The 26,457-nt window shown below is 36.2% G+C and carries 26 protein-coding genes and 1 riboswitch; of the genes, 3 read left to right on the plus strand and 23 right to left on the minus strand.

Annotated elements, in window-relative coordinates; translation table 11 throughout:
- Nucleotides 1-74: 74 nt before the first annotated feature.
- From topA to ACZ2M0_RS04330, 6 genes are all read right to left on the minus strand, one after another.
- Nucleotides 75-2,186 (minus strand): type I DNA topoisomerase, encoded by a 2,112-nt coding sequence (topA, locus tag ACZ2M0_RS04305; RefSeq protein ID WP_223901781.1) that lies wholly within the window; start codon nt 2,184-2,186, stop codon nt 75-77.
- Nucleotides 2,187-2,247: 61 nt separating this feature from the next.
- On the minus strand, nt 2,248-3,099 hold the full coding sequence (dprA, locus tag ACZ2M0_RS04310; RefSeq protein ID WP_490058656.1) for a DNA-processing protein DprA: 852 nt from the start codon (nt 3,097-3,099) through the stop codon (nt 2,248-2,250).
- Between the two features lie 45 nt (nt 3,100-3,144).
- The gene (gene rnhB / locus ACZ2M0_RS04315; protein ID WP_490058657.1) at nt 3,145-3,900 is read right to left on the minus strand and encodes a ribonuclease HII; all 756 of its coding nucleotides are present in this window, start codon (nt 3,898-3,900) and stop codon (nt 3,145-3,147) included.
- Nucleotides 3,897-4,736, minus strand: coding sequence for a ribosome biogenesis GTPase YlqF (gene ylqF, locus ACZ2M0_RS04320; RefSeq protein WP_490058658.1), 840 nt, complete (start codon nt 4,734-4,736; stop codon nt 3,897-3,899). The genes rnhB and ylqF overlap by 4 nt, the downstream gene beginning before the upstream one ends.
- Nucleotides 4,737-4,787: 51 nt before the next feature.
- Nucleotides 4,788-5,018 (minus strand): YozE family protein, encoded by a 231-nt coding sequence (locus ACZ2M0_RS04325; protein ID WP_034979215.1) that lies wholly within the window; start codon nt 5,016-5,018, stop codon nt 4,788-4,790.
- A gap of 3 nt (nt 5,019-5,021) precedes the next feature.
- Nucleotides 5,022-5,882: a DegV family protein gene (locus ACZ2M0_RS04330; RefSeq protein WP_490058659.1), complete on the minus strand. Its 861-nt coding sequence runs from the start codon at nt 5,880-5,882 to the stop codon at nt 5,022-5,024.
- A 121-nt stretch (nt 5,883-6,003) separates the two neighbouring features.
- On the opposite strand from ACZ2M0_RS04330, the gene trhA reads away from it, so the two are divergent.
- The gene (trhA, locus tag ACZ2M0_RS04335; RefSeq protein WP_223901874.1) at nt 6,004-6,669 is read left to right on the plus strand and encodes a PAQR family membrane homeostasis protein TrhA; all 666 of its coding nucleotides are present in this window, start codon (nt 6,004-6,006) and stop codon (nt 6,667-6,669) included.
- Nucleotide 6,670: 1 nt separating this feature from the next.
- Here the strand turns inward: trhA and ACZ2M0_RS04340 are convergent, their stop codons facing one another.
- The gene (locus ACZ2M0_RS04340; protein WP_490058660.1) at nt 6,671-7,870 is read right to left on the minus strand and encodes a CCA tRNA nucleotidyltransferase; all 1,200 of its coding nucleotides are present in this window, start codon (nt 7,868-7,870) and stop codon (nt 6,671-6,673) included.
- A gap of 87 nt (nt 7,871-7,957) precedes the next feature.
- On the opposite strand from ACZ2M0_RS04340, the gene ACZ2M0_RS04345 reads away from it, so the two are divergent.
- Nucleotides 7,958-8,845, plus strand: a complete 888-nt coding sequence (locus tag ACZ2M0_RS04345) for a YitT family protein (protein WP_490058661.1) — start codon at nt 7,958-7,960, stop codon at nt 8,843-8,845.
- A 148-nt stretch (nt 8,846-8,993) separates the two neighbouring features.
- Here the strand turns inward: ACZ2M0_RS04345 and ACZ2M0_RS04350 are convergent, their stop codons facing one another.
- The 16 genes from ACZ2M0_RS04350 to ACZ2M0_RS04425 form a co-directional block, all read right to left on the minus strand.
- Nucleotides 8,994-10,247 (minus strand): tetratricopeptide repeat protein, encoded by a 1,254-nt coding sequence (locus ACZ2M0_RS04350; RefSeq protein ID WP_490058662.1) that lies wholly within the window; start codon nt 10,245-10,247, stop codon nt 8,994-8,996.
- Between the two features lie 126 nt (nt 10,248-10,373).
- The gene (locus ACZ2M0_RS04355; protein ID WP_034979230.1) at nt 10,374-10,649 is read right to left on the minus strand and encodes an HU family DNA-binding protein; all 276 of its coding nucleotides are present in this window, start codon (nt 10,647-10,649) and stop codon (nt 10,374-10,376) included.
- A gap of 184 nt (nt 10,650-10,833) precedes the next feature.
- Nucleotides 10,834-12,144, minus strand: coding sequence for a ribosome biogenesis GTPase Der (gene der / locus ACZ2M0_RS04360; RefSeq protein WP_223901789.1), 1,311 nt, complete (start codon nt 12,142-12,144; stop codon nt 10,834-10,836).
- A gap of 61 nt (nt 12,145-12,205) precedes the next feature.
- The gene (gene rpsA, locus ACZ2M0_RS04365) at nt 12,206-13,411 is read right to left on the minus strand and encodes a 30S ribosomal protein S1 (protein WP_223901790.1); all 1,206 of its coding nucleotides are present in this window, start codon (nt 13,409-13,411) and stop codon (nt 12,206-12,208) included.
- 72 nt (nt 13,412-13,483) lie between these two features.
- Nucleotides 13,484-14,158, minus strand: coding sequence for a (d)CMP kinase (cmk, locus tag ACZ2M0_RS04370; RefSeq protein WP_490058663.1), 675 nt, complete (start codon nt 14,156-14,158; stop codon nt 13,484-13,486).
- A gap of 39 nt (nt 14,159-14,197) precedes the next feature.
- On the minus strand, nt 14,198-14,680 hold the full coding sequence (locus ACZ2M0_RS04375) for a LysM peptidoglycan-binding domain-containing protein (protein WP_223901792.1): 483 nt from the start codon (nt 14,678-14,680) through the stop codon (nt 14,198-14,200).
- A 103-nt stretch (nt 14,681-14,783) separates the two neighbouring features.
- Nucleotides 14,784-15,470, minus strand: coding sequence for an ECF transporter S component (locus tag ACZ2M0_RS04380; RefSeq protein WP_490058712.1), 687 nt, complete (start codon nt 15,468-15,470; stop codon nt 14,784-14,786).
- A gap of 82 nt (nt 15,471-15,552) precedes the next feature.
- Nucleotides 15,553-15,667: riboswitch (FMN riboswitch) on the minus strand.
- 29 nt (nt 15,668-15,696) lie between these two features.
- On the minus strand, nt 15,697-16,416 hold the full coding sequence (locus tag ACZ2M0_RS04385; RefSeq protein WP_223901793.1) for a pseudouridine synthase: 720 nt from the start codon (nt 16,414-16,416) through the stop codon (nt 15,697-15,699).
- Nucleotides 16,416-17,024, minus strand: a complete 609-nt coding sequence (gene scpB, locus ACZ2M0_RS04390) for an SMC-Scp complex subunit ScpB (protein WP_490058664.1) — start codon at nt 17,022-17,024, stop codon at nt 16,416-16,418. Before scpB ends, ACZ2M0_RS04385 begins: the two co-directional genes overlap by 1 nt.
- Complete coding sequence (locus ACZ2M0_RS04395) at nt 17,014-17,751, minus strand: segregation and condensation protein A (RefSeq protein ID WP_490058665.1); 738 nt, start codon at nt 17,749-17,751, stop codon at nt 17,014-17,016. Before ACZ2M0_RS04395 ends, scpB begins: the two co-directional genes overlap by 11 nt.
- The gene (locus tag ACZ2M0_RS04400; RefSeq protein ID WP_490058666.1) at nt 17,748-18,107 is read right to left on the minus strand and encodes a reductase; all 360 of its coding nucleotides are present in this window, start codon (nt 18,105-18,107) and stop codon (nt 17,748-17,750) included. Before ACZ2M0_RS04400 ends, ACZ2M0_RS04395 begins: the two co-directional genes overlap by 4 nt.
- Before the next feature lie 9 nt (nt 18,108-18,116).
- Complete coding sequence (gene xerD / locus ACZ2M0_RS04405) at nt 18,117-19,016, minus strand: site-specific tyrosine recombinase XerD (RefSeq protein ID WP_490058667.1); 900 nt, start codon at nt 19,014-19,016, stop codon at nt 18,117-18,119.
- The gene (locus tag ACZ2M0_RS04410; RefSeq protein ID WP_490058668.1) at nt 19,009-19,896 is read right to left on the minus strand and encodes a CvfB family protein; all 888 of its coding nucleotides are present in this window, start codon (nt 19,894-19,896) and stop codon (nt 19,009-19,011) included. Before ACZ2M0_RS04410 ends, xerD begins: the two co-directional genes overlap by 8 nt.
- A 163-nt stretch (nt 19,897-20,059) precedes the next feature.
- Complete coding sequence (gene pyk / locus ACZ2M0_RS04415; protein WP_223901798.1) at nt 20,060-21,829, minus strand: pyruvate kinase; 1,770 nt, start codon at nt 21,827-21,829, stop codon at nt 20,060-20,062.
- A gap of 29 nt (nt 21,830-21,858) precedes the next feature.
- Nucleotides 21,859-22,818: a 6-phosphofructokinase gene (gene pfkA, locus ACZ2M0_RS04420; protein ID WP_223901799.1), complete on the minus strand. Its 960-nt coding sequence runs from the start codon at nt 22,816-22,818 to the stop codon at nt 21,859-21,861.
- A gap of 164 nt (nt 22,819-22,982) precedes the next feature.
- Nucleotides 22,983-26,123, minus strand: coding sequence for a DNA polymerase III subunit alpha (locus ACZ2M0_RS04425; RefSeq protein ID WP_490058669.1), 3,141 nt, complete (start codon nt 26,121-26,123; stop codon nt 22,983-22,985).
- A 106-nt stretch (nt 26,124-26,229) separates the two neighbouring features.
- On the opposite strand from ACZ2M0_RS04425, the gene ACZ2M0_RS04430 reads away from it, so the two are divergent.
- On the plus strand, nt 26,230-26,436 hold the full coding sequence (locus ACZ2M0_RS04430; protein WP_034979269.1) for a YjzD family protein: 207 nt from the start codon (nt 26,230-26,232) through the stop codon (nt 26,434-26,436).
- Nucleotides 26,437-26,457 lie beyond the last annotated feature (21 nt).

The following is a 26,457-nucleotide window of genomic DNA, read 5'->3' on the forward strand; positions in this document are numbered from 1 at the left end:
TTTACTAAAATTATTTTACTTTATATACAAGAATATCATCAAATCATGACTGATCTGATGATATTAACATAAATTTAACTTTCTACAGTATCTTTTTCAGCACTTGTTTCTTCTTTATAATCGCCATTTGGACAAAGAACAACAGGTCCTTTTTTATTTCTTTTTTCAACTAGAAAATGGCCACAGTTAGGACAATTTCGGTTAATAGGCTTGTCCCAAGAAACAAAGTCACAATCAGGGTAACGTGAACAGCCATAAAACTTGCGGTTACGCTTTGATTTTTTTTCAATCACGTCACCTTTGCCGCATTTCGGACAAATAACGCCAACCTTTTTTACAATTGCCTTTGTATTGCGACAATCTGGGAAACGTGAGCAGGCGTAAAATTTACCATAGCGTCCCATTTTAATAACCATCGGCGCACCACAGATATCACAATTGAAACCGGCAGGCTCATCTTTTATTTGCACCTTTTTGATATCAGCGTCAGCTTTATCTAGCTCCTTTTTAAAGGGATGATAATAATCATCAATTACTTTAACCCAATTTTTCTTGCCTTCTTCAATTCCGTCAAGATCATTTTCCAATTGCGCAGTAAAATCAATGTTAACAATGTCAGGGAAAAATTTCTCAATTAAATTATCTACAATTTCTCCCAGTTCAGTCGGGACAATTGCTTTACCGTCTAATTTAACATAATAACGACGTTGAATCGTATCAATAGTTGGTGCATAAGTGGAAGGACGACCAACACCATTTTCTTCTAGCGAATGGACTAAACTGGCCTCAGTGTATCTTGCAGGGGGCATGGTGAAATGTTGTTTATTATCAGATTTAGCTAGTTTAACTTTATCTCCGTCGTTTAATTCAGGTAATTCAACATTTTTTTCCTGTTGATTATCATAAACTTTTGTGAAGCCGGCAAATTTCATTTTTGAGCCAGTAGTCCTGAATATCACTCCGTTTTGCGTAATATCTGCTCTTACTGTGTCGTAAACAGCTGGAGTCATCTCACTGGCCAAAAATCTTGACCAAATTAATTTATACAAGCGATATTGTTCAGTAGTTAAAACTGCTTTGAGGGACTCTGGGGTGCGATAAACACTGGTTGGCCTGATTGCTTCATGGGCATCTTGAGCATCCTCTTGATTTTTGAAATGGCGCGCTCCTTTAGCAGCATACTCTTTACCATAATTTTCATTTAAAAATTTAGAGGCTTCCGCCTGTGCAATTGGGGATGTCCGTTTAGAATCAGTTCTCATATAGGTAATCAAACCGACTGTACCCTGTTTACCCAGGCTAATGCCTTCATAAAGCTGCTGGGCAATGCTCATCGTTCTCCTCGTACGATAATTTAGACGTTTGTTTGCTTCCTGCTGCATTGTCGAAGTTGTAAAGGGAGCGGCAGGCTGACGTCGACGCTCACGTTTAACAACATTTTCGACTTGAAAGTTCTTCTTTTTATCAATTTTAGCCAAAACTTTTTTGACAGAATCATTATGGGGTAAATCAGTCTTTTTGCCATTAATACCCCAAAACTGACCTGTGAAAGTCTTTTTTAATTTCTTAAATTCTGCCTCAATTGTCCAATATTCCTGTGGCTTAAAATTTTTGATCTCTTTTTCGCGATCAATTACCAATTTTAATGCAACTGACTGAACACGTCCGGCACTCAAACCTTTTTTGACCTTTTCCCACAAAATTGGCGAGAGCGAATAACCAACAATTCTGTCTAAAATACGGCGAGCTTGTTGAGCATTGACAGTATCCATGTCAATAGTTCTAGGGTTCTTAAAACTGTTTTTAACAGCGTCCTTTGTTACCTCATTGAACGTAACCCGATTTTTATCCTTTTGATCTAAATTGAGCACATGAGCAACATGCCAAGCAATTGCTTCACCTTCACGGTCTGGGTCAGATGCCAAATAAACATCTTTGGCTTTTTTAGCTTCCGACTTAAGTTCCTTAATGGTATCGCCTTTACCCCTAATAGAAATATATTTTGGCTTATAATTATTATCAAAATCAATTCCCATTTGCGACTTAGGCAAGTCACGAATATGACCTTTAGAAGCAATTACACGATAATTACGTCCTAAATATTTTTCAATTGTTTTAGCTTTAGCAGGAGACTCAACTATTACTAGTGTCTTCTTACGTTTCTTTGGCTTTGATTTAGTAGGCATCAAAAGCCTCCTCATTTAAATTCTTTTTTAAATACTCATTTGAGAATAGAATATTTAACTACTAATTGTCAAATCTTTCAAGTTGCAAGTCAAAATCAGTGATTGGATAAGCACCTGCTTGAATTAGTTTATTGGGTCCTTGAGAAAGTTCACTGGTAATAGGACCTGGTAAAGCATAAATGTCCCGATTTTCTTGTAGAGCTAGGTTTGCTGTAATTAGAGAACCTGACTTCTGCTTTGCCTCAGTAACAATTACACTGTCAGCTATTCCAGCCAAAATTCTGTTTCGCTGGGGAAATCTATAAGGCCTGGGTGGAGTATCAGGCAAATATTCACTCACTAATAAGCCTTTTTGAGCAATTTCTTTTTGCACATGTTGGTTTATTTGCGGATAAAAATGGTTTAACCCATTACCAACCACCGCAATTGTTTGACCGTTAAATTTTAGTGCTGCCTTATGTGCCATAACGTCCACGCCCTTAGCTAGTCCACTAGCAATAATAAAATCATCTTTTATTAGATTAGGCACAAGTTTATTCAAAACCAAGTTGCTATAATTAGTGGCTTGACGGGAACCTACAATTGTAACGATTTTTTGCTGAAGTAATTCCAAATTCCCTTGTAAAAACAAAATTAAAGGTGGCTGATAAATTTGACGTAGCTTTTCGGGATATTCCTCGTCAAAAAAGCTAATAACCCGACATTGCTTTTCTATTCTTCTGATCATTTTATCCGCATATCTGTCATTATAAGCATTCAGACAGACTTTTATCAAATTACTGGTCAAATTTAAGTTTTTAATAGTCTGAATATCAATATCAGCAAGTTGCAACTGACTAGCAACTTGTAACATCTTAACATATCCAATACCTTTTTGTAATTTTAAGCGCAAAAGAAAATTGGTAATCTTCATAAAAAACCTCCTAAATACAAATACGTAAAAAGGAGGCATATTTTTTTATTTATAAAAAGAATTCACTGGTGCAAATGTTTTTCGGTGAATTGGCGTTGGACCATATTTTGCCAATGCTTGAAGATGAGCTTGAGTGCCATAGCCAGCATTTTCATCAAAATGATACTCAGGATAAATTTTGGCATAGTCTGCCATCAAGTTATCCCTGAAAACTTTGGCAACAATTGAAGCAGCAGCAATTGAATTTGATTTGGCATCACCCTTTATTAGCCGAACCTGCGGCAATTGAACTGGTACCTGCATAGCATCAACAAGCAAAGCGTCAGGCTTGACGTCTAAATTCTTGACAGCTTCAGCCATTGCCAAACGATCTGCTTCATAAATATTTATTTCATCAATCACTTGCGGACTTTTTAGGCCGATTGCCACACTAACCGCTTCCTTTAAAATTAAGGGAAATAATTCTTGGCGGCGCTTGGCACTTAATTTTTTAGAGTCATTGACATCTGTCAAATCAAAATTGTCATCAATAATTACGGCGGCTGTCACAACAGGACCAGCTAATGGTCCTCTGCCGACTTCATCTACCCCTGCAACAAGCTCTTTTTTGGCCCAAAAAGTTTTTTCATAAGCAAACCTTTTTATGAAAGCAGCTTTTTTCTTGGCCAATTTTTGCTGGCGATTATGGTAACTTAGCAAGAGCTTTTGAACACCGACACGTGTATCATTTTCTAAAATTTTTAAATCTTCTGGATTGACTGAGCCCTGTGCCAGTAATTTTTTTATTTCAACAATTGTCATAACCGATCCAAAGTAATCCTTCCTACTTTTCCTTTACGCAATCTTTGCAATAAATACATAGAGAAACGATCATAATCGTCACGCATACCATATTCCTCGGTCAGTGCCAGAAGCAGATCAGTATCACTGATATTTTGAATTTCTTCTTTGGAAGTTCTAGCAAACTTGCTTAAATCATTTAAATAGTGTTTACGTAACTTTGCTAATAAAAATAAGGCAACATCATCAGCGCTAAAAACAGTATCCTTAATTGCTCCAAGTGCTGCAAGCTTTAGTCCGACTGTTTGATCTTCGAATTTAGGCCACAGAATGCCGGGTGTATCTAAAATTTGAATATTATCGGCTGTTTTGAGCCAATTTTGTCCTTTGGTTACGCCAGGCTTATTACCAACCTGGGTCACATTGCGACCAACAAGACGGTTAATAATTGTGGACTTGCCACAATTGGGAATTCCAGCTATTGCAACTCTGATAACAGGACTAGTTGCACCTTTTTGTTGTAATTTTTTAATTTTCGCTCCAGCAGCTTTTTTAATCATCTTCACTAACACTTGCATGTTAGTATTATGAAGAGAATCCAAGGCCATCACAAACTTACCCTTAGTGGTAAATTTTTTTTGCCATCTTTTAGTCATCACTGGATCTGCCAAATCAGCTTTATTCAAAATAATTAAATGTGGTTTGTCACCAACAAGTTTTTCGATCATCGGATTGCGTGACGATTGAGGAATACGTGCATCTAAAACTTCTATAATGACATCAATTAAATTCATTTTATCTTCAAGTTGATTGCGAGCTTTATTCATATGCCCGGGATACCACTGAATATTAACCATTTTTTGCCTTTCTTACGCTAAAAGGGCCCCTTATCACTTGGGAGCCCTAGTTTAATACGTCATCTTTTCACGATACATTTGATATGCTTTGTCAAAAATGCTCATGCTTGGTAAATAACCACCATTAAGCTCAAGATAATCAGATAATTTTTCATAATTCTGCTCTTGTTTAGGAAAAGTCTGGTCATTTTGCGCATTATTTGCAAACTGTGCAACTTCATCATTTGAATCAGCATTCCGCTGAGTCATTAAATAGCGATAAAAGCTCTCTCTATATGCCAATTTTTACTCCGTATAATATAAAACTGCATAAGCACCCATCCCTGCGTGCGTTGCAATAATAGGACTGGTTTCTCGCACTAAAACATCAATTTTGGAATTAATATCTTTAATTTTTTGGGCAAAATCAAGCAGCTTTTGCGGTGTGCTGCCCGTTGCAACGTATGAGATACCGACTTCCTTGATTTTTTCTTTGTTGGCCTCAATTTCATCTAAAATGCGTTTATCAAAAGCTAAAGAAAATTTTTTGCCTCTTCCTTTTTTTGCAATTTTTAAATGACCATTCGGCATTTGCAATTCAATGTGTATATTAAGCATGTTGACAATTTTACCAGCTAAAGGACCTAGGCGTCCACCTTTAACCACATTTTCTAAATTGACAATAAGTAAATGCAAACGCTGCGTTTTTTTAATTTTTTCAATATGAGCCAAAATTTCAGGAATACTTTTGCCAGCGGCAATATCCCGTGCAGCGGCTAATACCTGAAAGCCTTCAGAGCGGTCAGTTAATTCAGAGTCAACTATATGTACCAAATCTGATTTACCAGTTAGCTTGACTGCCTGACGAGCTGCATCAATTGTACCGCTTAATACCTTCGCCAAAAATATACCAATGACTTCGCTACCATCTTTAGTTAACTCATTAATCGCATCAACCATGGTTCCTATAGGCGGTTGGCTCGTAGTTGGCAACTTTTTAGATTCACTCATTTTTTGGACAAATTGCTGCCGGGTTATTTCCACCCCATCAAGATAAGTATCACCATCGATTGTGACCGATAAAGGCACAACGGTAATATGATATTTTTTAATTTCTTCCGGTGTTAACTGCGCAGAAGAATCAGTCAAAATTTTAATTTCTGACAACGTACTCGCCCTCAATTCTGATTTGATGTTCTCATTTATGATAGAATGTGAACTGTGTTAATTATAAATTATTATAGCAAAAAAACTAGCAAAAAAAAGAAAGCGAACAAACTGTTTCATGATGAAATTGCAAAAAATTTGGCAAGAACCTGCACAAAGATCCAAAACTTATTACCTAGTAGATAATATTCTCAGTGCTGTCACGCATGGAATTGGTTTTTGCCTGGCAGTTGCCGGATTAGTACTTTTAATTATCAAAGCTGTTTCAACACATAGTCCATTGAGAATTGTTACATTTACTATTTATGGCTCCTGTTTGCTTCTGCTTTATCTTTTCTCTACACTTTTCCATAGTCTCATTTTCACTCGGGCTCGCAATGTTTTTCAAATTTTTGATCATTCATCAATTTTTTTGTTAATTGCAGGATCGTATACTCCCTTTTCCTTAGTAGCAATAGGTGGCAAATGGGGCATACTTTTATTTGCTCTGGTCTGGATAATTGCAATATTTGGTATCATTTACTACATTTTTAATCGAGGTAAACATGTCATATTAGATACTATTTTATATGTAGCCATGGGCTGGTTGGTGATTTTAGCTGGTAACCATTTGTATGTGCGACTCAGCCCTGTTGGATTTTGGCTTTTAGTTAGCGGTGGTGTAGCTTATACTGTTGGTGCCCTATTGTACACAATGAAAAGAATTCCCTTTATTCACGTAATCTGGCACCTGTTCGTCATTTTAGGCTCAGCTTTAATGTTTTTCTCTGTGCTATTCTATGTCTAGGTTAATTTATTTGCTGCAAATAATCTTGAATATCATCCTTAGAATTGCCTAACTCGCCTGAAATAACCTTTTGCTTAATTTCATTGAGTATTTGTCCCAATTTCGGACCAGGTTTTATGCCGTTTGCAATTAAGAACTGCCCGTCAACAACTAATTCTGACATTGATTTGATTGGCAAAGCAGTATAGCGATCGACCAATGCTTCGGAATTGATTGGCTGTCCCAAAATATGTGCTACATCTATTGTGTTTAACAAAATGTCTTTACCGGCATTAAACAACTCAAGATCAGAAGGCGACTTTTCAGAAATCAAATCAAACAGAGCCACAATTTTTCTAACTTTTTCTGTCATAGCGTTTGAATTTTTCCAATCACGCATGAAGCGTGCTATTTGGTTATCGGAAATTTTTAACAAAATAATAATTATAGACCAAAGACTAGTTTCCATACTGGGATTAAATTTTAATTTAGGATAAATTGCCAATAAATCACTTTTGCCGGCAAAATCCGGTACACTTTCACTTAACTCAGTTTGTAAAAAAATTTTGAAGGCATCCCGCGAATTTATTCCAGTACCCATTTTGACAAATTCATCACGAATTCTTTCAACTGAAATTTTGGACAATAATTGATGTAAGTCACTCACTGCCTCTTTAGTTTGAGATTCAAGCTCAAAATTAAGCTGACTCATGAAGCGGACTGCTCTCATCATACGTAGAGCATCTTCATGAAACCTTTTCATGGGATCTCCTACTGCTTTGATAAGGTGCTTTTGCAAATCCCCTAATCCGTTAAAAAGATCAATTACTTCACCGGTTCTATTCATTGCCAGTGCATTGATGGTAAAATCACGTCTTTTCAAATCTTCAGCCAGATTTTGCACAAAAGTGACATGATCCGGTCTGCGAAAGTCTTGGTAGCCTGATTCTGTTCTAAACGTGGTAATTTCGTAACTAGCGCCATCATTTAAAACAGTAACTGTACCATGTTTAATTCCCGTATCAATAGTTTTGGGAAAAATTTGTTTAACTTCTTCTGGGTATGCGCTGGTAGCAATATCTATGTCGTGAATCGGCCTTTTTAAAATTAAATCGCGAACCGCTCCCCCAACAAAATATGCTTCATAGCCAGCTTGTTCTAACTGCTTAAGCACGGGAAACGCGGCTGTAAAAATCGGTGGTAAATTATTTATTTTTATCATTATTATCTCAACTCATTTATCTGTGTTTTTATTTTTAATTTATGGTAGTTTTAAAGTATCAATTTATATAGAGAAAGTTTTATTATCATGAAAAAGATTAACAAAAAAATTATTTTTGAACTTATAATGATTATGATTGGCTGTGGCATTTATGGCCTCAGTCTTGACATGATCTCAGTGCCAAACCAGCTCACAGATGGTGGGATTAGTGGCATAACTCTGCTTTTGAGACATTTCTGGGGCATTAATATGGGTCTATCATCTCTGTTATTAAATATCCCTTTAATTATTTTAGGCTATCGTTTCATGGGAAAAAGACTTTTAGCCTATACTATCTGGGGCACTTTATGGCTGTCATTTTTCTTATGGTTCTGGCGCTTAATCCCTATTATATATCAATTGAACTTAGAACACGACCTCTTCTTATCTGCCATACTTGCTGGAACCCTTTCTGGTATTGGCCTGGGTTTAGTTTTTCGGTATAATGGCACTTCTGGTGGCACAGATATTATTGCCCGCATTATGCAAATGAAGTATGGCATGTCTTCTGGCAAAGTTTTATTGTTCTGCGACACGATTATTTTATTATCATCCTTATCATATTTAGACCTCAAGCATATTATGTATACTTTAGTAGCAGCATTTATTCTTTCTAAAGTTATGGATGCCGTCCAGCAAGGAGCCTATTCTGCACGTGGTCTGCTTATTATCTCTGATAATTATCAACAAATTGCTAAAATGATAGATTTGAAATTAGATCGTGGTTTTACTTATCTTGAAGCTCGCGGTGGTTATAAAAAAACCAAACGACCTGTAATCTATCTTGTTGTTTCACCAAGAGAAATTCCATTAGTAAAAGAACTGATTGCTGCAGAAGATCCTCATGCTTTTGTTAGCGTCATTGAAGTCCATGAAGTCTTAGGAGAGGGTTTTACTTATAAACAAAAAAGCCATCACCTTCTGATTAGAAAATGATTCTTCACATCAAACTAATTTGGTGGGAACTGATAAAAAACAACGGGCTAATAAATCTAAAATGATTTATTAGCCCGTTAAACTTATAAATAATAAAAATGAAGCATAAAAACTTTCTTTTTCATCTAAGTACATATTGTTTTAATCATTATAACAATTCATCATTCAATTCCTGCATCTCAGTATCCTCAGGTTCGAGTTTCAAATAAGAGTTTAATAATTCTTTGACGATATCTTTTGAGTTTGGCTCAGTATTAAAAAAGCGTATCATTTGCTTTAAAAAGGCACTATTGTTTTTAAATTCAGGATAAGCCAGTAAAAATTCACTTTTGGCTTTTGCGCTCTGATCTAAATTTTGGTAAGAAAGAGCTAAATTCCAATGAACTTGCGGCTCTAAATCTTCTTCGTCAACCTTAGCAAAAAGAGCAATATTTTCTTCATTCTTATTTTCTGTGACATAAAGATTAGACAACTGGATGCGTAAGTCAAAACTTTCAGGAATCTTTTTAATCCCCTTTTTTAGCAAGTTTTCAGCTGTATCTAATTCATTCAGTTTAATTGCTGCTTGTGCACCTTTCTTGTATAAAACTGGATCTAATTCATTGTAGGCAAGACCGGCCTGAGCAGAACGCAATTCCTGGTCATTATTGTTTTTGTGCTCGTAAGCTGTAGTAAGCAAGCGGTATGCATTTACATAATCGGGACTCTGATCAATTACCTCATTTAAGTATTTAATTGCCTGGTCATCTTTATGCAAAGTTAACATAACTAATGCAGCCTGATATTTGCTATCAATATCAAGGATATCATTGCCATTTTTAGCAATAACTTCACCGGCTTCTTCATAGCGTCCTAATTTTGCAAGAGTTTGAAAAAGTCGATCATTTAAATTCACTTCACTAAAAGTTTTATGTCGTTTTATCAAATCTTGATACCTGTTAAGAGCCTGGTCGTAGTTTCCACTAAGATAATCCAGTTCAGCCAATCCGAACTTTACGACATCTTCATCTGGGGCAATTTTTTCTGCCTCTAACAGCTTTTTATAGGCCGTTTCAACCAATCCATTGCTTTGATAATAATCAGCTTGAACTAATAGGCTGTCAAGATAAGAGGTAGAATCAGGGGCAATATTATAGAGCAGAGTTAGACCATCTTCATCTCTACCATCATTTAATAAAATCTCAGCTAAATAAATTTTAAATATATCCTCCTGGGGAAAGCGTGCAATTAGGCTGCGATATATTTCTTTAGCTAAATCTGAAAAACCCAATCCCACTAAATTTTCAGCTAAAGATGCTAGAATTTCAGGTTTATCATTTTCCAAAGCCTTTTTTAATAATATTTTTTCTTGAGAAAAGTCCTGCTGCTCAATTGCATCTAGAAGCTTTTCAGAGTAGCTCATTCTCATTCCTCCATTTTTTACGATCTAAATATGGCCAATTATCATGGGCAATTAATCATTATTAAATGATAACACAAAAAAGATGATGGCGAATTAGCCACCATCTTTTTAGATAAAACTATTAAGCTATTTAACAGCTTCTTTAAGAGCTTTACCAGGCCTAAATGCTGGCACAACACTTGCTGGAATTTGAATTTCTTTACCAGTTTGTGGATTACGTCCTTTACGGGCTGCACGCTTACGCACTTCAAAAGTTCCAAAGCCAATTAATTGTACTTTCTTGCCTTTAGAAAGGTCATCTTGGATAGAACTAAAAATTGCATCAACAGCTGCAGCTGCATCTTTTTTGGTTAACTTAGTTTTTGATGCAACTTCAGTGACTAATTCTGCTTTATTTGCCATTGGGAATTCACCTCCTGAAACTTGAACCTTGCTTTAAGATTCCTGATTAGTTCCTCAAATATGGAACAAGGAATAAATGATTATTCAAACCACTATTTCCTTGATTTCAAAATAGCACAAAACCCTTGATACAACAAGCAATTTAAACTAAAAATGTGATTTTTATGCATTTGGTAGATACAAACTATTTTCTTTTTCGTGCAATTATCTTAATTGGTGTTCCCGAAAAATCAAAATTTTCACGTAACTGATTAATCAAAAAGCGTTGATAAGAAAAATGCATCAATTCAGGATCATTTACAAAAACTACAAATGTTGGCGGATTAACAGATACCTGGGTCATGTAATAAACCCGCAATCTCTTGCCTTTAATCATTGGTGTAGGCACCAATTTGCTTGCTTCTAATAATAGATCATTTAATACACTGGACTTAATTCTTTGTTGTTGGTTGCGATAAACTGTTTGTACTAGTTTGGGAATCTTTTCTATATTTTGACCAGTTTTAGCCGAGACAAATAAGATTGGAGCATAATCGAGATATTGAAATTCAGTTCGAATAGTTTGTTCAAAGTCCTTGCCACTATTACTGGTTTTCTTTGGCAAGTCCCATTTATTAACTAAAATTATAAGGCCACGTCCAGCATCATGAGCATAGCCGGCAACATGTTTATCCTGTTCCCTAATGCCTGTACTGGCATCAAGAACCAAGCAGACAACGTCAGAATGTTCAATTGCCCCCATCGCTCTCATTACTGAATATTTTTCAGTTTTTTCGTAGACTTTTCCTCGCCTTCTGATACCTGCCGTATCAACAATTCTGAATTTGGTGCCGTCCTTAGTTTTAAAGGGTGTGTCGACAGCATCTCGGGTAGTTCCTTCTTCGTTATTAACGATCACCCGTTTTTCGCCTACTAGGCGATTAACAATTGAAGATTTACCTACATTGGGCCTACCAATAACACTAAATGATATTTGCTCATTATCGTTCAAGCTTATATCTTTAGGCAAGCTTGCGACTATTTGATCAAGTAAATCTCCAATACCTGTTCCATGTACACTGGAGATTGGGATTGGATCACCAAAACCTAAACTGTAAAAGTCATAAATGTCCATGCGTTGTTCAGGATTATCTGCTTTGTTAACTGCTAAAATCACTGGCTTTTTAGTTTGATAAAGCATTTGGGCTATCCGTTCATCAAGATTAGTAACATGATTAGTAACATTAGTTAAAAACACAATGACGTCAGCTTCTTCAATTGCTATTTCCGCTTGCGCCCTGATTTCTTCTTCAATATTACTATTTGCCCATGTAATTCCCCCAGTATCTATTAGATCAAATTTATGTCCCAGCCACTCAGCTGGAGCATAATTTCGGTCTCTAGTTACACCAGGTTTATCTTCTACTATTGCTAAACGTTGATTAATAATACGGTTGAAAAGCGTTGATTTACCAACATTAGGCTGTCCTACAATCGCAACTACAGGTAAAACCATTTTTCAGCCTCCTTTTACAAATAAAAAAACCGACTCAAAAAGTCGGCTTTTTTAATTAAATTTAACGACGATCCTTTAATTGGTCACCAATGATGTCACCTAAAGCAAAGCCACTGTCATCATTATTCATATACTTCTTGTTAACAGAATTGTGATTATAAGAATTACGTGAACGATTTCCTTCACTTTCAGAATTCTTAGGTTCAGCAGCTTTCATAGAAAGTGAAATGCGATGCTCATTAGGGTCAATATTTAAAACTTTAACTTTAACTTTTTGACCAACTTTTAAAACATCACTTGGCTTGTCTACGTGTTTATATGATATTTCTGAAACATGAACTAAACCTTGAATACCATCAGCAACTTCAACAAAAGCACCAAAGTTAGTTAAAGACTTAACTTCGCCTTCAAACACATCACCTTCGTGTAAGTCAGCTGTGGCTTGTTCGAATGGAGAAGGTTCAGTTTGCTTAATTGAAAGGGAGATGCGATGTCTATCATCATCAATACCTATTACTTTAACTTTTACATCTTGGCCAGCCTTTAAAACATCGCTTGGCTTGTCAACATGTTTATATGAAATCTCGGATATATGAACTAAGCCGTCCACACCGCCTACATCAACAAAAGCACCAAAGTTAGTTAAACGAGAAACTTTACCTTCAACAACATCACCCACAACTAGTTGTGATGCAACCTTATCAAAAGCTTCTTCACGTTCTTCTTCAATCAAGTCTTTATGAGAAAGGATTAAACGATTCTTACTTGGATCAATCTCTGTAATCTTAAGTTTCATTGTTTTACCAATGAATGGCTTAAGGTCTGAAACGTAACGATTTGAAATTAGTGAAGCAGGCAAAAATCCTCTTGTACCTACATCAACTAATAAACCCCCACGAACAGAAGAGGTAACTGTACCTTCGATTGTTTTGCCTTCTTCAAAGTCTTTTTGTAACTCGTCGTATGCTTCTCTTTCCTTTAAGCGAGTAACTGAGAAGAAAAATTCACCATTTTCCTTGTCACCGCCAGCTTTTCTTAAGACTAAAGCTTTAAGTTTATCGCCCGGCTTAACTGCTTCACGTAGGTCAACGTTGCGATCCGAAGTGTATTCACGACGCGGAATCACACCTTCAATACCGGCATTTTCAACACCAACATCGATTTGACCTTCTTCAACGTCTAATACTTCAACATCTACAATATCTCCGACCTCAACTCCTTGCATTTGCTTTAATGCATCTAAAAATTGATTACTGTTTTCTGACATTATTTACCTCCCAATATCATACTCTAATTCTAAATGAAAGTTTGATATTTTTCTACTGTTTTATATTCTTTTTTATAGTTTTTTTTGACTTTTTTTAATTTCAAATAAAATTGCCTCGACGACCTGGTCAATAGTCATAGAAGTAGTATCTATTTCGATTGCATCCTCCGCTTTTTTTAAAGGTGAAATTTGACGGTGTGAATCCTTGTAATCTCTTTCTGAAATGTCGTGCTCAATTTCTGCAAGAGTTTGACTGGTTTCAATCCCTCTTTCCTTAAAATCGAGCATTCTTCTCTCAGCGCGAGAATGAACTGAAGCAACCAAAAAGATTTTAACTGCAGCGTGAGGTAAAACAGTAGTGCCAATATCACGTCCATCCATCACCACATTCATTTCACCAGCCATTTGCCTTTGGAGACTAACCATTTTTTCCCTGATGCCGGCTAATGCTGAAACTTGAGACACATTAGCTGAAATTTCAGGAGTACGTATTGCTTGAGTTATATCTTTATTACCGGCATATATTTTCTGCTGACCATTTTCAAGCTTAAATTCAATCTGTTCATGGTCAATTGCAGCTAAAATGCCCTTTTCATCACCATAATTAACGTTATTTTCTCGTGCAATCCAAGTCGACGCGCGGTACATTGCGCCCGTATCAATATATGTAAAATTAAGCTTATGGGCAATAATTTTTGCTACAGTACTTTTTCCAGCTGAAGCTGGACCATCAATTGCTATTTGCATTCCAATAAAAAAGGGACCTAAGTCCCCATCCTTTCTAAATTATCTGATTCTTAAGGTTTGTCCTGTGTCCACCTGACTGTTAGGATCAAGTTGATTCAACTCTGCCAAACGGCTAACTGAAATGTTAAAGTGCTGGGCAATACTAGTCAACGAGTCCCCTTCTTGTACGACGTATTGTTTAATCACAACACGTTTCTTTTTAGGCTTACTTGGAGTTTTTTTAGATGATTCTGTTTTTTTCTTTGTATTTGCCTTAGTTTTAGTTTCTTTGCTTTTTACAGGCGCAACCTTAGCTTTTGTCTTAGTATGTGCTTTTTTGGTGGTCTTACGTACTTCAACTACTTTTTCATGTGAGTTATTGTTTGCTGCCAAGTGATGAACCACAGGCACAAGACTAATAAGAACAACTATAATCAGTATTATCAAAGCAATCCAGCCTTTTGATACAGAAGAATAAGTTTCTACTCTTGGCTTTTGTGGACGCTTATAGTGCTGATATGGTCCTTTTGAGTTATTATTCATCTAAAAAACCTCCTTACCTAACCTGTTTAATTTTAGCATATTTAACATTTAAGTGGACAAAAAAATCGGTCATTTACTAGACCGATTTACAATATTTTAAAATTTAGTTTTTAAGATTGAAATTTTTTCTGACAAAAGGTTTAAAAGTTCTTAAAACAGTTTCAAACAGTAAATAAACTACAACACCATTAATAGTTCCTTTTAACAAATTAAACGGAACTATGATGCCAAAAATATATGCACTCATTGATGGAATATGTAGCAGTTTACCCAAGTATACTTTTTCAGTAAAAGAAAGCAAACCAGAATATCCATGTATTGCCGGCAGGTTTGGTACAGTAGTTACTGCATAAAATGGTGTCAAAACTAATGCATTTAGTACAGATAGTACGAAAGCCATTGCTAGAATACCGAGAACAATACCTAAAATTGGTTTTAAATATTTTTTAGAAAAATTCTTTTCATCTTTGCTAATATTTTTTGTTAAATAATAAAATGGCAAAGCAAAAGATATTGATGCCAGAAAAGCCGCAGACTGACCAACTAAACTTGGCAAAGCAAAGCCTTTGTATATTAAATTGATCAGCATTCTGACAAAAGCGATAAAGATACCAGGTCCGGGCCCGAATAAAAATGTCCCAATTGTAATTACGACATCCGAGAAGTCAAATTTTAGAAAACTAGTTATTGGCAATGGTATCTCCAAAAGCATTAATACATAGGCAATTGTACCAATTAAAGTATAAGCCAAAATATTAACTAAATTATTTCTGCTTTTTTTTTGCAAAATTCTTACCTCCAAAAAAACTCGGTCTGTTGCTTCTAGCAACAGACCGAGTAAAAGTAAGCTTAAGATCTTGGCTTTTAGTTTAGTCTGTCTTCTTTCATCTAGACTCTAACTATCGGTATCTCAATAGATTCCACCACTTGCGTGGGTCGTGGACTTACACCACCGGTCGGGACTTTCACCCTGCCATGAAGACAACAAACTTATTTATCAAATTTCACATACTATACTAATCTACGTTTTTTAATCTGTCAACTTCTTCATGAGACAATTCTCGGTACGTTCCTGAAATGAGAGAATCAAGTGTAAGAAAAGCGTATTTCTCGCGTGCTAATTTTTTCACCTGGTGGTGAACTGCCTTGAACATTCTTTTTACTTGATGATATTGACCTTCATGAATTGTCAACTGCACTATCTGATTGTCCTTTTTACGATCAGTCCTAATAACCTTAACTTTTGCAGGAGCACATCGATGACGATCAATTTTGACCCCATGCTTTAGCTGACTGATTTCATCAGGCGTCAAAATGCCAGAAATCTTGGCAACATAAACCTTGGCTACATTGTTTCGCGGATGCATCAATAAATTGGCCAGTTCACCATCATTGGTCATTAAAAGCAAGCCAGAAGTATCATAGTCTAGTCTGCCGATTGGATATAGGCGATAAGGCAAATCTTTAAAATAATCGACAACTGTTTTTCTGCCTTTATCATCATTTGCAGTTGAGACCACTCCTCGAGGCTTATAAAAGAGGTAGGTATGTAAACTTTCTCGTTCAATCGGTTCACCATCAACCGTGATGTTACTGAAGGTATCCACTTTGGTACCAAGTTTAGTGACTACATTGCCATCAACAGTGACTCGGCCATCAGAAATCATTTTTTCTGCCTTACGTCGTGACGCAATGCCCGCCTCAGCAATTACTTTTTGCAACCGTTCTAAAACCATTATTTTGCTCCTTTTTGAGTTTTTGCAATATTTTTATCAGCTTGACCTTTAGCTGCAAATAAATCTATTTCACCTTCACTATTGATGCTATCATCTTCGAAATCTTCTATTAAGGGTAAATCAGCCAGACTGTGATACCCGAAGTACTGCAAAAAGTACTCGCTTGTGACGTATAAATTAGGATGACCTGGTGCATCCTTTTTACCATTAATCTTTACTAATCCACGCCACATTAATGTTTGCAGAGCCCCGGACGAATTTACGCCTCTGATGTCATCTATTTCTACACGTGTAATTGGTTGCCGATAAGCAATAATAGATAGTATTTCCAATGCCGATTGACTTAAGCTCTTTGATAAATCTTTTTGAAAAAAATTTTCGATTGTTTTACTTGCCTCTGGCCTAGTGGTCAGTTTGTAAATATCATTGAGATGTTGGATTTGCAACCCTGAATCAGGATTTTTTTGTAGTTTTTCCCGTAAATTTTTGCTTAGTTCACGCAATGCAGGTTTACCGACTTGCAAAAGTTCGCATAAGTTGCTACTTTCAATGCCATTATCGCCGGCAACATATAATAGCGCTTCTAACTGCGCCATTTTACTTATCATTACTACCAACTCTTTCCAAGTCCAGGTCACCAAACATCCTCTTTTGTTTTACCCGAATTTCCTGTTTTTTACAAAGTTCAAGCAGTGCCAAAAACAGACCAATAACGTCAGATAAATTTTTCATTTTTTGACAACAGGCAAAAAAGCTTATTTGCTTCCGCCTCAGCAATTCTTTTTGCAAAAAGACACTCATTTCTTTGACAGAAGTTTCTTTAACTTCAACTGAAACAATATCAGGCTGTCTAATTTTCATCCTTTGTAACACAATTACAAAAGTATTGGCTAACTCTGTTGAAGTAATCTGTCCTTTTGGCAACGGCTGAATTTTTTTACTTTCTGGTGCGCTTTCTTCTTTTGCAGCAGTGATCGGTACTTCTTCATTGCGCTTTTTAAAGTATGCTGATACTTTTTTAAAAACTGAATAAGTAATAAGCTGCTGCACTAACTCATCCCGGGGATCTTCCTGTTCATCATTTTCTTCAGTAAAATCATTTTGCGGAAGAAGAGATTGAGATTTGATCCGCAAAAGCATCGCTGACATAACAAAATATTCTCCGGCAATTTTTAAATTAAGTTTTTGCATTTGATGCAAATAAGCTAGATATTGGCTGGTAATTTGTGCTATGGGAATATCATAAATATCAATTTTTTGCACTTTTATTAAATGCAATAGCAGATCCAAAGGGCCTTCAAAGTTAGGCAGTTCAAGGGTAAGGTTATCACTCATTTTTCTGTATCCTTTTTTAGATACTTAATTAAATAAATATATTCAGGAACAGCCGTAATAACTTTGCTGGGATTATTTTGTGCTAACTCTTGAACCGCTCTGGCTTCGTACTTTGCTTTTCGATAATCAGGAGCAAAAGAAATATAACGAATGATTACAAAATGTTTACTTGATTGTGTACCTATCACTCCTATAAAATTAGGAGCCTTGGAACGATAGAGGTATAAGCAAAACTCGGTACTGCTTTTATTTAATTGAATTTCATCCTTGAGATTAGCCAGATTTTTAAAATCAGGCAAATAAGATAACAATCCCATGGCTACCTTTTCTTTATCATTTTTGCATTCAATTAGCATTTAATCACCTTATGTCCGCGGATGCGTTTTTTCGTAAACTTGTAAAATATGTTTCTGCGACAAATTGGTATAAATTTGTGTCGTACTGATGTCTGAATGCCCTAAAATTTCTTGGACAACACGTAAATCTGCCCCATTTTCCAGTAAATGTGTTGCAAATGTATGTCTTAAAGTATGTGGAGTGACATTTTTTTGAATACCCGCCATTTTACAATAATGCTTAATAATTTGCCAAACGGCTTGTCTTGTTAAAGAGCTTCCTCTACTATTAAGAAAAATAAAATCAGTATTTTTGCCAATTTTTAATATTAAAGGATCACGAACTTTTTCCTTATAGCTGTCTATCCAAGTTAAAGCTACTTCACTAATTGGAATTAAACGTTCTTTTGATCCTTTACCAAAAATTTTGACCAATTTCAACTCTTCATGCAAATCGGTAAATTTAAGATTGATTAATTCGCTCACTCTAATCCCAGTTGCATACAAAGTTTCAAGTAAAGCCCTATCCCGCAATCCTAAATTCTTTTTTGTATCTGGTTGTTCAAGCAAATTATTAACTTCATTAACTGTCAAAGCCACTGGCAGAGTACGACGCTTTTTAGGCGAATCTATTTCAAGCATTGGATTGATCTTCTGAATATTCTGTCTTACCAGCCACTGGTAGAACTTACGCAAACTGGTAATTAAGCGGCTAATAGAACTTGTGGCCTTTCTTTGATCGCGCTGTTCAGCCAAAAAAGCATCAATGTCAAGGACTTTAGTTGGCCAAGAAGTCAAATTTTCCTTTTGGAGAAAACGAATGAAAGATGTTAAATCCTGCCTGTACGCTGTTATCGTATTATTACTCAGGCCGCGTTCAACCTGACTATATCTTAAATAATCTTCAACTTGTTCTGATAAATTAGTCATTTTGGGCATCTTCTGGATCTTTTAATAATGAGATGGAACCAGCATCTTTATCCTCCATTATGTATTTAGCTTTAAGTAAATGTCCTAAAGCTCTCTTAAAGGCCGACTTGGAAATACCAAAATAATTTTTAATCTCCTGCGCGTCAGATTTATCGTAAAAAGGTAAGGTCTTATCTTTTTTCCTGCGCAAACTCATTAAAATCATTTGTGCATCATCATCAATTTCCTCAAAAGCTCGTGGCAGAGTACTCAGATTTAAGCGACCATATTGGCTAATACCAACCACCCTACCTTTGAACTGCTCACCCAAACGCAAGGGACGTGCCATTTGTGATGGATGAACAAAACCTAAATAATACTCTTTGGTGATTATAAATGCACCTACTTCACGAGACGCATATACGGTTCCAAAAATATCTTTATTTTTCATATCGTCAGGAAAATGAGCTGCTAACTGTTCAAAAATATTTTCATCTGCCAGTTTTGCCCAAATACGATTTTTCTCATCTGTTTCAAGGTGAACCAAAAGCTGATCTTCTGGTTGAGGCCAGCGTTCTTTGTCGTAGGGTAAATCGTCCATTGAAATTACGACATCTTTATCTGGCAAGCCAATATCTATGAAAACACCCAAGTTATATTTTACCTCAGTGACTTTACTCCAGCCATATTGATCTTGTTGAGCAAAAGGTAAGAATTGCGTCATTTCACGATTGTGCTGCTTATCATCGTATAAAAATCCCTTGATTTGATCTCCAAGCTGTGGCTTTTCTTCCTGTGTAATTTCTTTTCTTTTCAGTTCATATGTAATTCCGTCAATTTGAACAAAAAAAGAATCTTCGTTTTGGTCTATTATTTTTCCAGTTGCAATTGTGCCAAGCATGATTTTTCTCCTACATCTAGAATGGGATCTGATAACAAGTATATCATTTTAAAGGAATAAATTGACATTAGTCAATCTAAATTTGCTACTGATTTTTCCTAAAATTTAAATCATACAAAAATAGCCAGTAACAAGCACTGGCTATTTTAACTCGTAATTTTAATTAAAGATTTGAAACTTCTCCTTGATAAATAGCACCACGACGAGCATCAACAGTAATTGTAATGCCGCTGCCAATCTTTTCTGTTGCATCAGTAACTCCAACTACAACCGGAATTCCTAATGATAAACCGACAACAGCTGCGTGTGAAGTCAAACCAGATGCTTCAACAACTAAACCTGAAGCCTTCTTAATTGCAGGCATGTAATCAGGATCAGTAGTTTTGGCGACCATGATATCTCCTTCTTTAACCTTGCTAATAGCTTCTTCAGCACTGTTAACAACAACTGTTTTACCAACAACAGAACCATTACCAACGCCAAGTCCCTGAGCTAGCTTGCTGCCGATAATCTGTAGTTTCATCAAATTGGTTGTGCCTGAGTCACCAACGGGTACACCAGCAACGATAATGACAAGATCGCCATCTTTAACGTAGCCTTGTTCTTTGGCAACTTTAGCTGCTAGATCAAACATATCATCAGTAGAATTTGGTTTATCAGTCAGTAAAGGCTGAACACCCCAAGAAATACCAAGTGAGTGCTGGATCTTTTCATCAAAAGTTAAAGCCAAAATATTTGCGTTCGGACGGTACTTGGAAATCATTCTCGCAGTATAGCCAGAATTAGTAGCCGTAATAATAGTCTTAACGCCTAATTCTTGTGCTGTCCGCACAACAGATTCACCAATAGCTTCAGTAACGTTTGAACCTTTGTATTCTTCAAATCTTTGCAGAGCTAGAGTATTACGCTTAAGAAGTTCTTGTTCAGTTCTTTCATCAATTTCAGCCATAGCAGAAACAGCTTTAACTGGGTACAAACCGTTTGCAGATTCACCAGAAAGCATAGTGGCATCAGTACCATCAAGAACTGCATTGGCAACATCAGAAACTTCAGCACGAGTTGGACGAGGATTTTCTTGCATTGAGTCAAGCATTTGAGTAGCAGTAATTACTGGCTTACCAAGTGCGTTTGCCCTCTTGATTAAATCTTTTTGAACAAATGGCACATCAATAAATGGAATTTCAACACCCATGTCACCACGAGCAACCATCAAGCCATCTGAAACCTGTAAAATTTCATCTGCATTATCAATACCTTCTTGTGATTCAATCTTAGGATAAATTTTAACATAATCACAGCCAGCATCTTCACAAAGCTTACGGATGTCAAGAATATCTTGTGCCTTACGCGCAAACGAAGCAAAGATAAAGTTAATACCATGGGCTAAACCAAATTTAATGTCATCAGTATCTTTTTCAGTAATTCCTGGGAGGCGAATTTCGACGCCAGGTGCATTAACACCCTTCTTAGAACCGATAACACCGGTATTTTGAGCTTCACAAACTAATTCTTTCTTTTCTTCGTCTTTTTCTTTAATTAATAAGTCAACTAAACCATCATCAATTAAAACGTGACCACCAACGTGAGTATCACCATAAAGACCTTCATAAGTAACATGAATCATGTCCTTGTTACCAGGCTTAGAATCATCCATCGATACTCGAATTTGATCTCCTGTATTAATGGTAAACTTGCCACCTTCTTGATCAGTGGTTCTAATCTCAGCACCTTTGGTATCCAATGCTATACCAAGTACTAAACCAGTTTCTTTTTCAACTTGGCGAACCATTTTCATCCGTGATAGATGTTCAGCGTGGTCACCATGTGAAAAGTTGAAACGAAATACATTTACGCCTGACTTAGCCAAAGCTGTAATAGTTTCAATATCATTTGAAGCTGGCCCTAAGGTACTAACAATTTTAGTTTTCTTCATTATGTAAAATTCTCCTCAAAATCGACTAATTATTTAGTCATTTCTTCATTTATATCAATTAACGATTCTTCACTGGCATGTTTTTCATCAAAAAGATCAAGAATATCATGGGTTTCCAATTTTCCATTCTCCATGCCGACAGCTAAACCGCCTTTACCATCAAGAAGTAACTTGACCGCATAATTTCCCATCTTTGTAGCATTAATCCTATCGGTAACCGTTGGCGCACCACCACGCTGCATATGACCAATAACATTTGCCCTGCAATCGAATTCACCGTATTTTAAAAGTTCAGCTCTAAAATCAGCAGCATCCATGACACCTTCGGCTAATATGATAATGCCATTATCTTTGCCATCTTTAAAACCGCGCTTTAATCTTTCAGCAATTGCTTTAATGTCATAACTTCTTTCTGGAACAACAATCGCATCTGCACCACTTGCCAAACCTACACGCATAGCTATGTCACCACAATTGCGTCCCATCACATTAACGACAAAAACACGATGATGACTGCTGGCAGTATCACGAATTCTATCGATAGCTTGCATAGCTGTATTGCAGGCAGTATCAAGTCCAATAGTATACTCAGTGTAGGGAATATCATTATCGATGGTTCCTGGCAAACCAATTGAGTTAATCCCCAAACGAGTTAATGCCAGTGCACCATGATAAGAACCATCACCACCGATAACAATTACAGTATCAATGTCATGCTTTTTTAACTGTTCCACCCCTTTTTCTTGCACTTCTTTTTGTGCAAACTCAGGGTAGCGAGCACTATATAGAAAAGTACCGCCCACATTGATCATATGATCAACGTTTTCGGCAGTCAAGGTAACAAAGTCACCCGCTACCAGGCCAGCATAACCATAACGAATACCAACAACACCAAGTCCGTGATGAATAGCAGTTTTGGTAACAGCCCTAACAGCTGCATTCATGCCAGGAGCATCGCCACCGCTCGTTAAAATTCCAATTCGCTTCATGAATTCACCTCATCAAGATTTATTGTGTAATTTCTCACATCCACTAAATTTTAACATTCTTTCATGAAAAAATCTCACAAAAAATGATTAAAATTCTTGATTTGACAGTCTTTTTCGATGTTAGCGTTAACATCAGCTGTTTGTTCACGCTTACTCAAAAAACTCTACTCTTTTAAATTTACAACTTTTAAATTAGTTAAAATATATTGTTTTTTACTTGAGTCGAAACGATCATTTTGAACTTTAACGCCTAATAAATAAATATTACCCTCCTTTAAATTCGATTGAATTTTATCATAAACATTAGGGAAAATTACAATATCCTGCTTACTGGTGGTGTCAGCAAAACTGCCAAAAGCCATTGTTTGACCCTTTTTGGTCCTCACAAGTTTTAATGACATAAGTTTGCCGACAGCTATTCCACCTTCATGAATTTGAAACTCATTTAATGATTTAGAATTAAACTTCTGAGCATATTTTTGAACGGTAATTAATGGAGAAGTGAGTGTAGAAAAGCCTAAAGTTTTTTCTTCCATCAAAGCCATTTCTTGTTTGCTAGGTTCTTTAGCGGGCTTAATGGGAACACCACCTAGCCCTTCTGATAAAGCGAGATTTTCCCCAGTCAATTTAACATTTTCAATTATTTCAGGACAATTCTGTAATAATTCGTTCCGATTTTTGTTAAGCTGGTCAAAACATCCCGATTTAATTAAAGATTCAACCACATTCGTAATGCTATTAGCTTTAATAAATTTGACATCAATCTGACGTAAAAAATTGCTAAGAGAATCAAAAGATTTCGCTTGACGCTTTGCAATTATTTCTTTAAGAAAATCTATTCTAACCCCTTTAATTGCTCGTAGACCAACCAAAATCCGCCCATCAATTACCTGATAAGCTAAATCACTTTTGTTAATGTCAGGTGGCAAAATTTTTACGCCATCCTCTTGAGCGCGCATTATATATTCATTCGCCTTATTTTGATTGCCAATATTAGAATTAAGCATAGAGGCATAAAATTCAGCTGGATAATGAACTTGTAAGTATGCGAGCCAAAATGCGATCATCGTATACGCAACGGCATGTGAACGGTTGAAACCATAATTGGCAAATTGCTCAATATAGTCATATACACGGGTCGCAACCTGAACAGTCCTGCCGTTTTTTACTGCACCGTTGATAAATTTAGATTTTTCCTGTTCAATAACCTTTTGATCTTTTTTTGACATTGCTCTGCGTAAAATGTCGGCTTCTCCTAAAGAAAAGCCAGCCAGAACTCGTGCAGTTTGCATAACTTGTTCTTGGTAAACCAAAACACCATATGTTGAAGACAAAATTGGTTTTAAGCTAGGATCAGGGTATGTGACTTTCTGTATGCCTTTCTTGCGTGCAATAAAAGTTTTGATATTCTGCATTGGACCCGGACGATAAAGTGCATTGACTGCTACCAAATCTTCAAAATTATCTGGATGCAATTCACGCAGAACATTGCGAATTCCACCTGATTCAAATTGAAAGACGAGTTCCGTCTCACCCTTTTGAAAAATACTTAAAGTAGCCGGATCATCTAGGGGGATCTGATTAACATCGATCTTTTTTCCTTGCTCGCGAATCATTTTCTCCGTATCACCAAGAATAGTTAAATTTCTTAAGCCTAAAAAATCTATCTTTAATAATCCTAGTGATTCTACATATTTTTTTGTTTGCTGAGTTATCGGTATTCCCAATTGTCCTGATTGCAAGCCGGCAATGGCGGCAATAGAATTATCGCTAAGAACTAAACCAGCAGCATGGATTGAATAGTGGCGTGGCAGGCCTTCTAATCCACTTGCCGTTTCATAAAGCAACTTGTTCACGTCATTTGCATTCACCAGCATTTGCATTTTTTTGGATTCTTTATAAGCCTGAGCCAGACTTATTTTGCCTTTTGCGAAAGGTACGCTTTTAGACCACTCACTTAATTGCATTTCTTGAAGACCAAATACTCTGCCAGTATCACGCAAAACTTGCTTAGCTGCCAAAGTCCCAAATGTGAGAATCTGAGCAGCATGATCCATGCCGTATTTATTAAACATATATTTTATGACATCATCACGACGATTATCCGGTATATCCAAATCAATATCTGGCATTTCGTGTCTGGCAGGATTTAAAAAACGCTCAAATAGCAAGTTATATTTAATTGGATCAACCTCTGTGATATTTAAAGAATAGGAAACTAACGAGCCACAAGCTGAACCCCTGCCTGGACCCATCGCAATTCCAACTCGATGGCAGTAGTTTACAACATCCCAAACAATCAAAAAGTAATCGTTAAAGCCCATTTGATCTATTACTTGTAATTCATAATTTAGCTGTTTTTGATAGTTAGCAGGAACTTTTCGTTGACCAAAGCGACTTTGTAAACCCTTTTGAGCCAAAAATTGCAGAAAATCCTTGGAAGTTGAATATTGGTCCTGCTTAAATTTAGGCAAAACTGGGGTTTGAAATATAATTTTAGCATTGCAGACAGAGGCGATTTTTTCTGTGTTTTCTAAAGCTTCATCTAAACCTAATTTATGATATCGTTCGCTCAATTCCTCAATAGCAGGCAAATAATGTGAGCCAGATTGTTTAGCCAAATCTGTGATATCTTGTAAAACTTCGCCTTTTTTAATAGCTTGTAAAGTTTTACGTAAAAATTGATCACGAGGTTTTAAATAACAGGTGTCCTCAACGCCTACTAATGGTAAAGCAAACTGCCTTGACAGAGTTTTGACATATTGAATATAATTTTCCTGCTTTTCACTGCCATAGACTCCGATGTATAAGGAACTAGATTTAGGAATTAAGCTAACTAACTGACGCAAAAAATCTGTTCCTAAAGATTCATTTTGCATTTGCAAGTTTAATAATTCACTATGCAAATTTGCCGGTATGATAAATATCAAATCATTTAAATCCTTGGTCAAATCTGCAATAGTTAAAATTTTTTGTTTATTGCCGTTGTCTGTCAAAAGGTTAATTCTACTCGATAAACGCAAGATATTCCGATAACCCTCATCAGTCTTTGCCAAAGCGATAAGATCGTATTGGTGAGCACTGTCAATTAAACCGTTTAATCTTAATTGCATCCCTAAGAGTGGTTTAATACCAACTTTTTGAGCAACTTCAAAAAAATTAACTAAGCCATAGGTTACGTTAATATCAGTTAAACCTACAGCTCCATAACCCAATTCCTTTGCAGTAGTCAGTAAATCTTTAATTTTTACCGGACTGTCTAAAAGAGTAAACGAGCTAAGGTTTTGCAATGCAGCGTATTTCATATTCGAGTCACCTTCCATATAAATTAGTATACCAAAAAGCTATCTTTTGGATTGAAAACCTGCATAATATTTGTTAAAATTCTAGGGTATGAAAGAAGGAAACGCTATGGGTCGTTATATCGTAACTATTTGCTGGAGCGTAGTTTACATGTTAATTGTAGGTTTTATTGCTGCTCCTTTAACCCAACATGTTTTTAATCTAAGTGAAGCTGCTATTGTCGGTTTGATTTTTGGCTTGTTATTTGCAGCCATTATCCCCACCATTACGGCTCATTCTCATAAAGACAAAAGTAAGTATTCTAAACTTAAATAACTAAAAGTCATTAGTTCTTAT

This window comes from Lactobacillus sp. VURO6/B1 (VP7) (assembly GCF_058139575.1).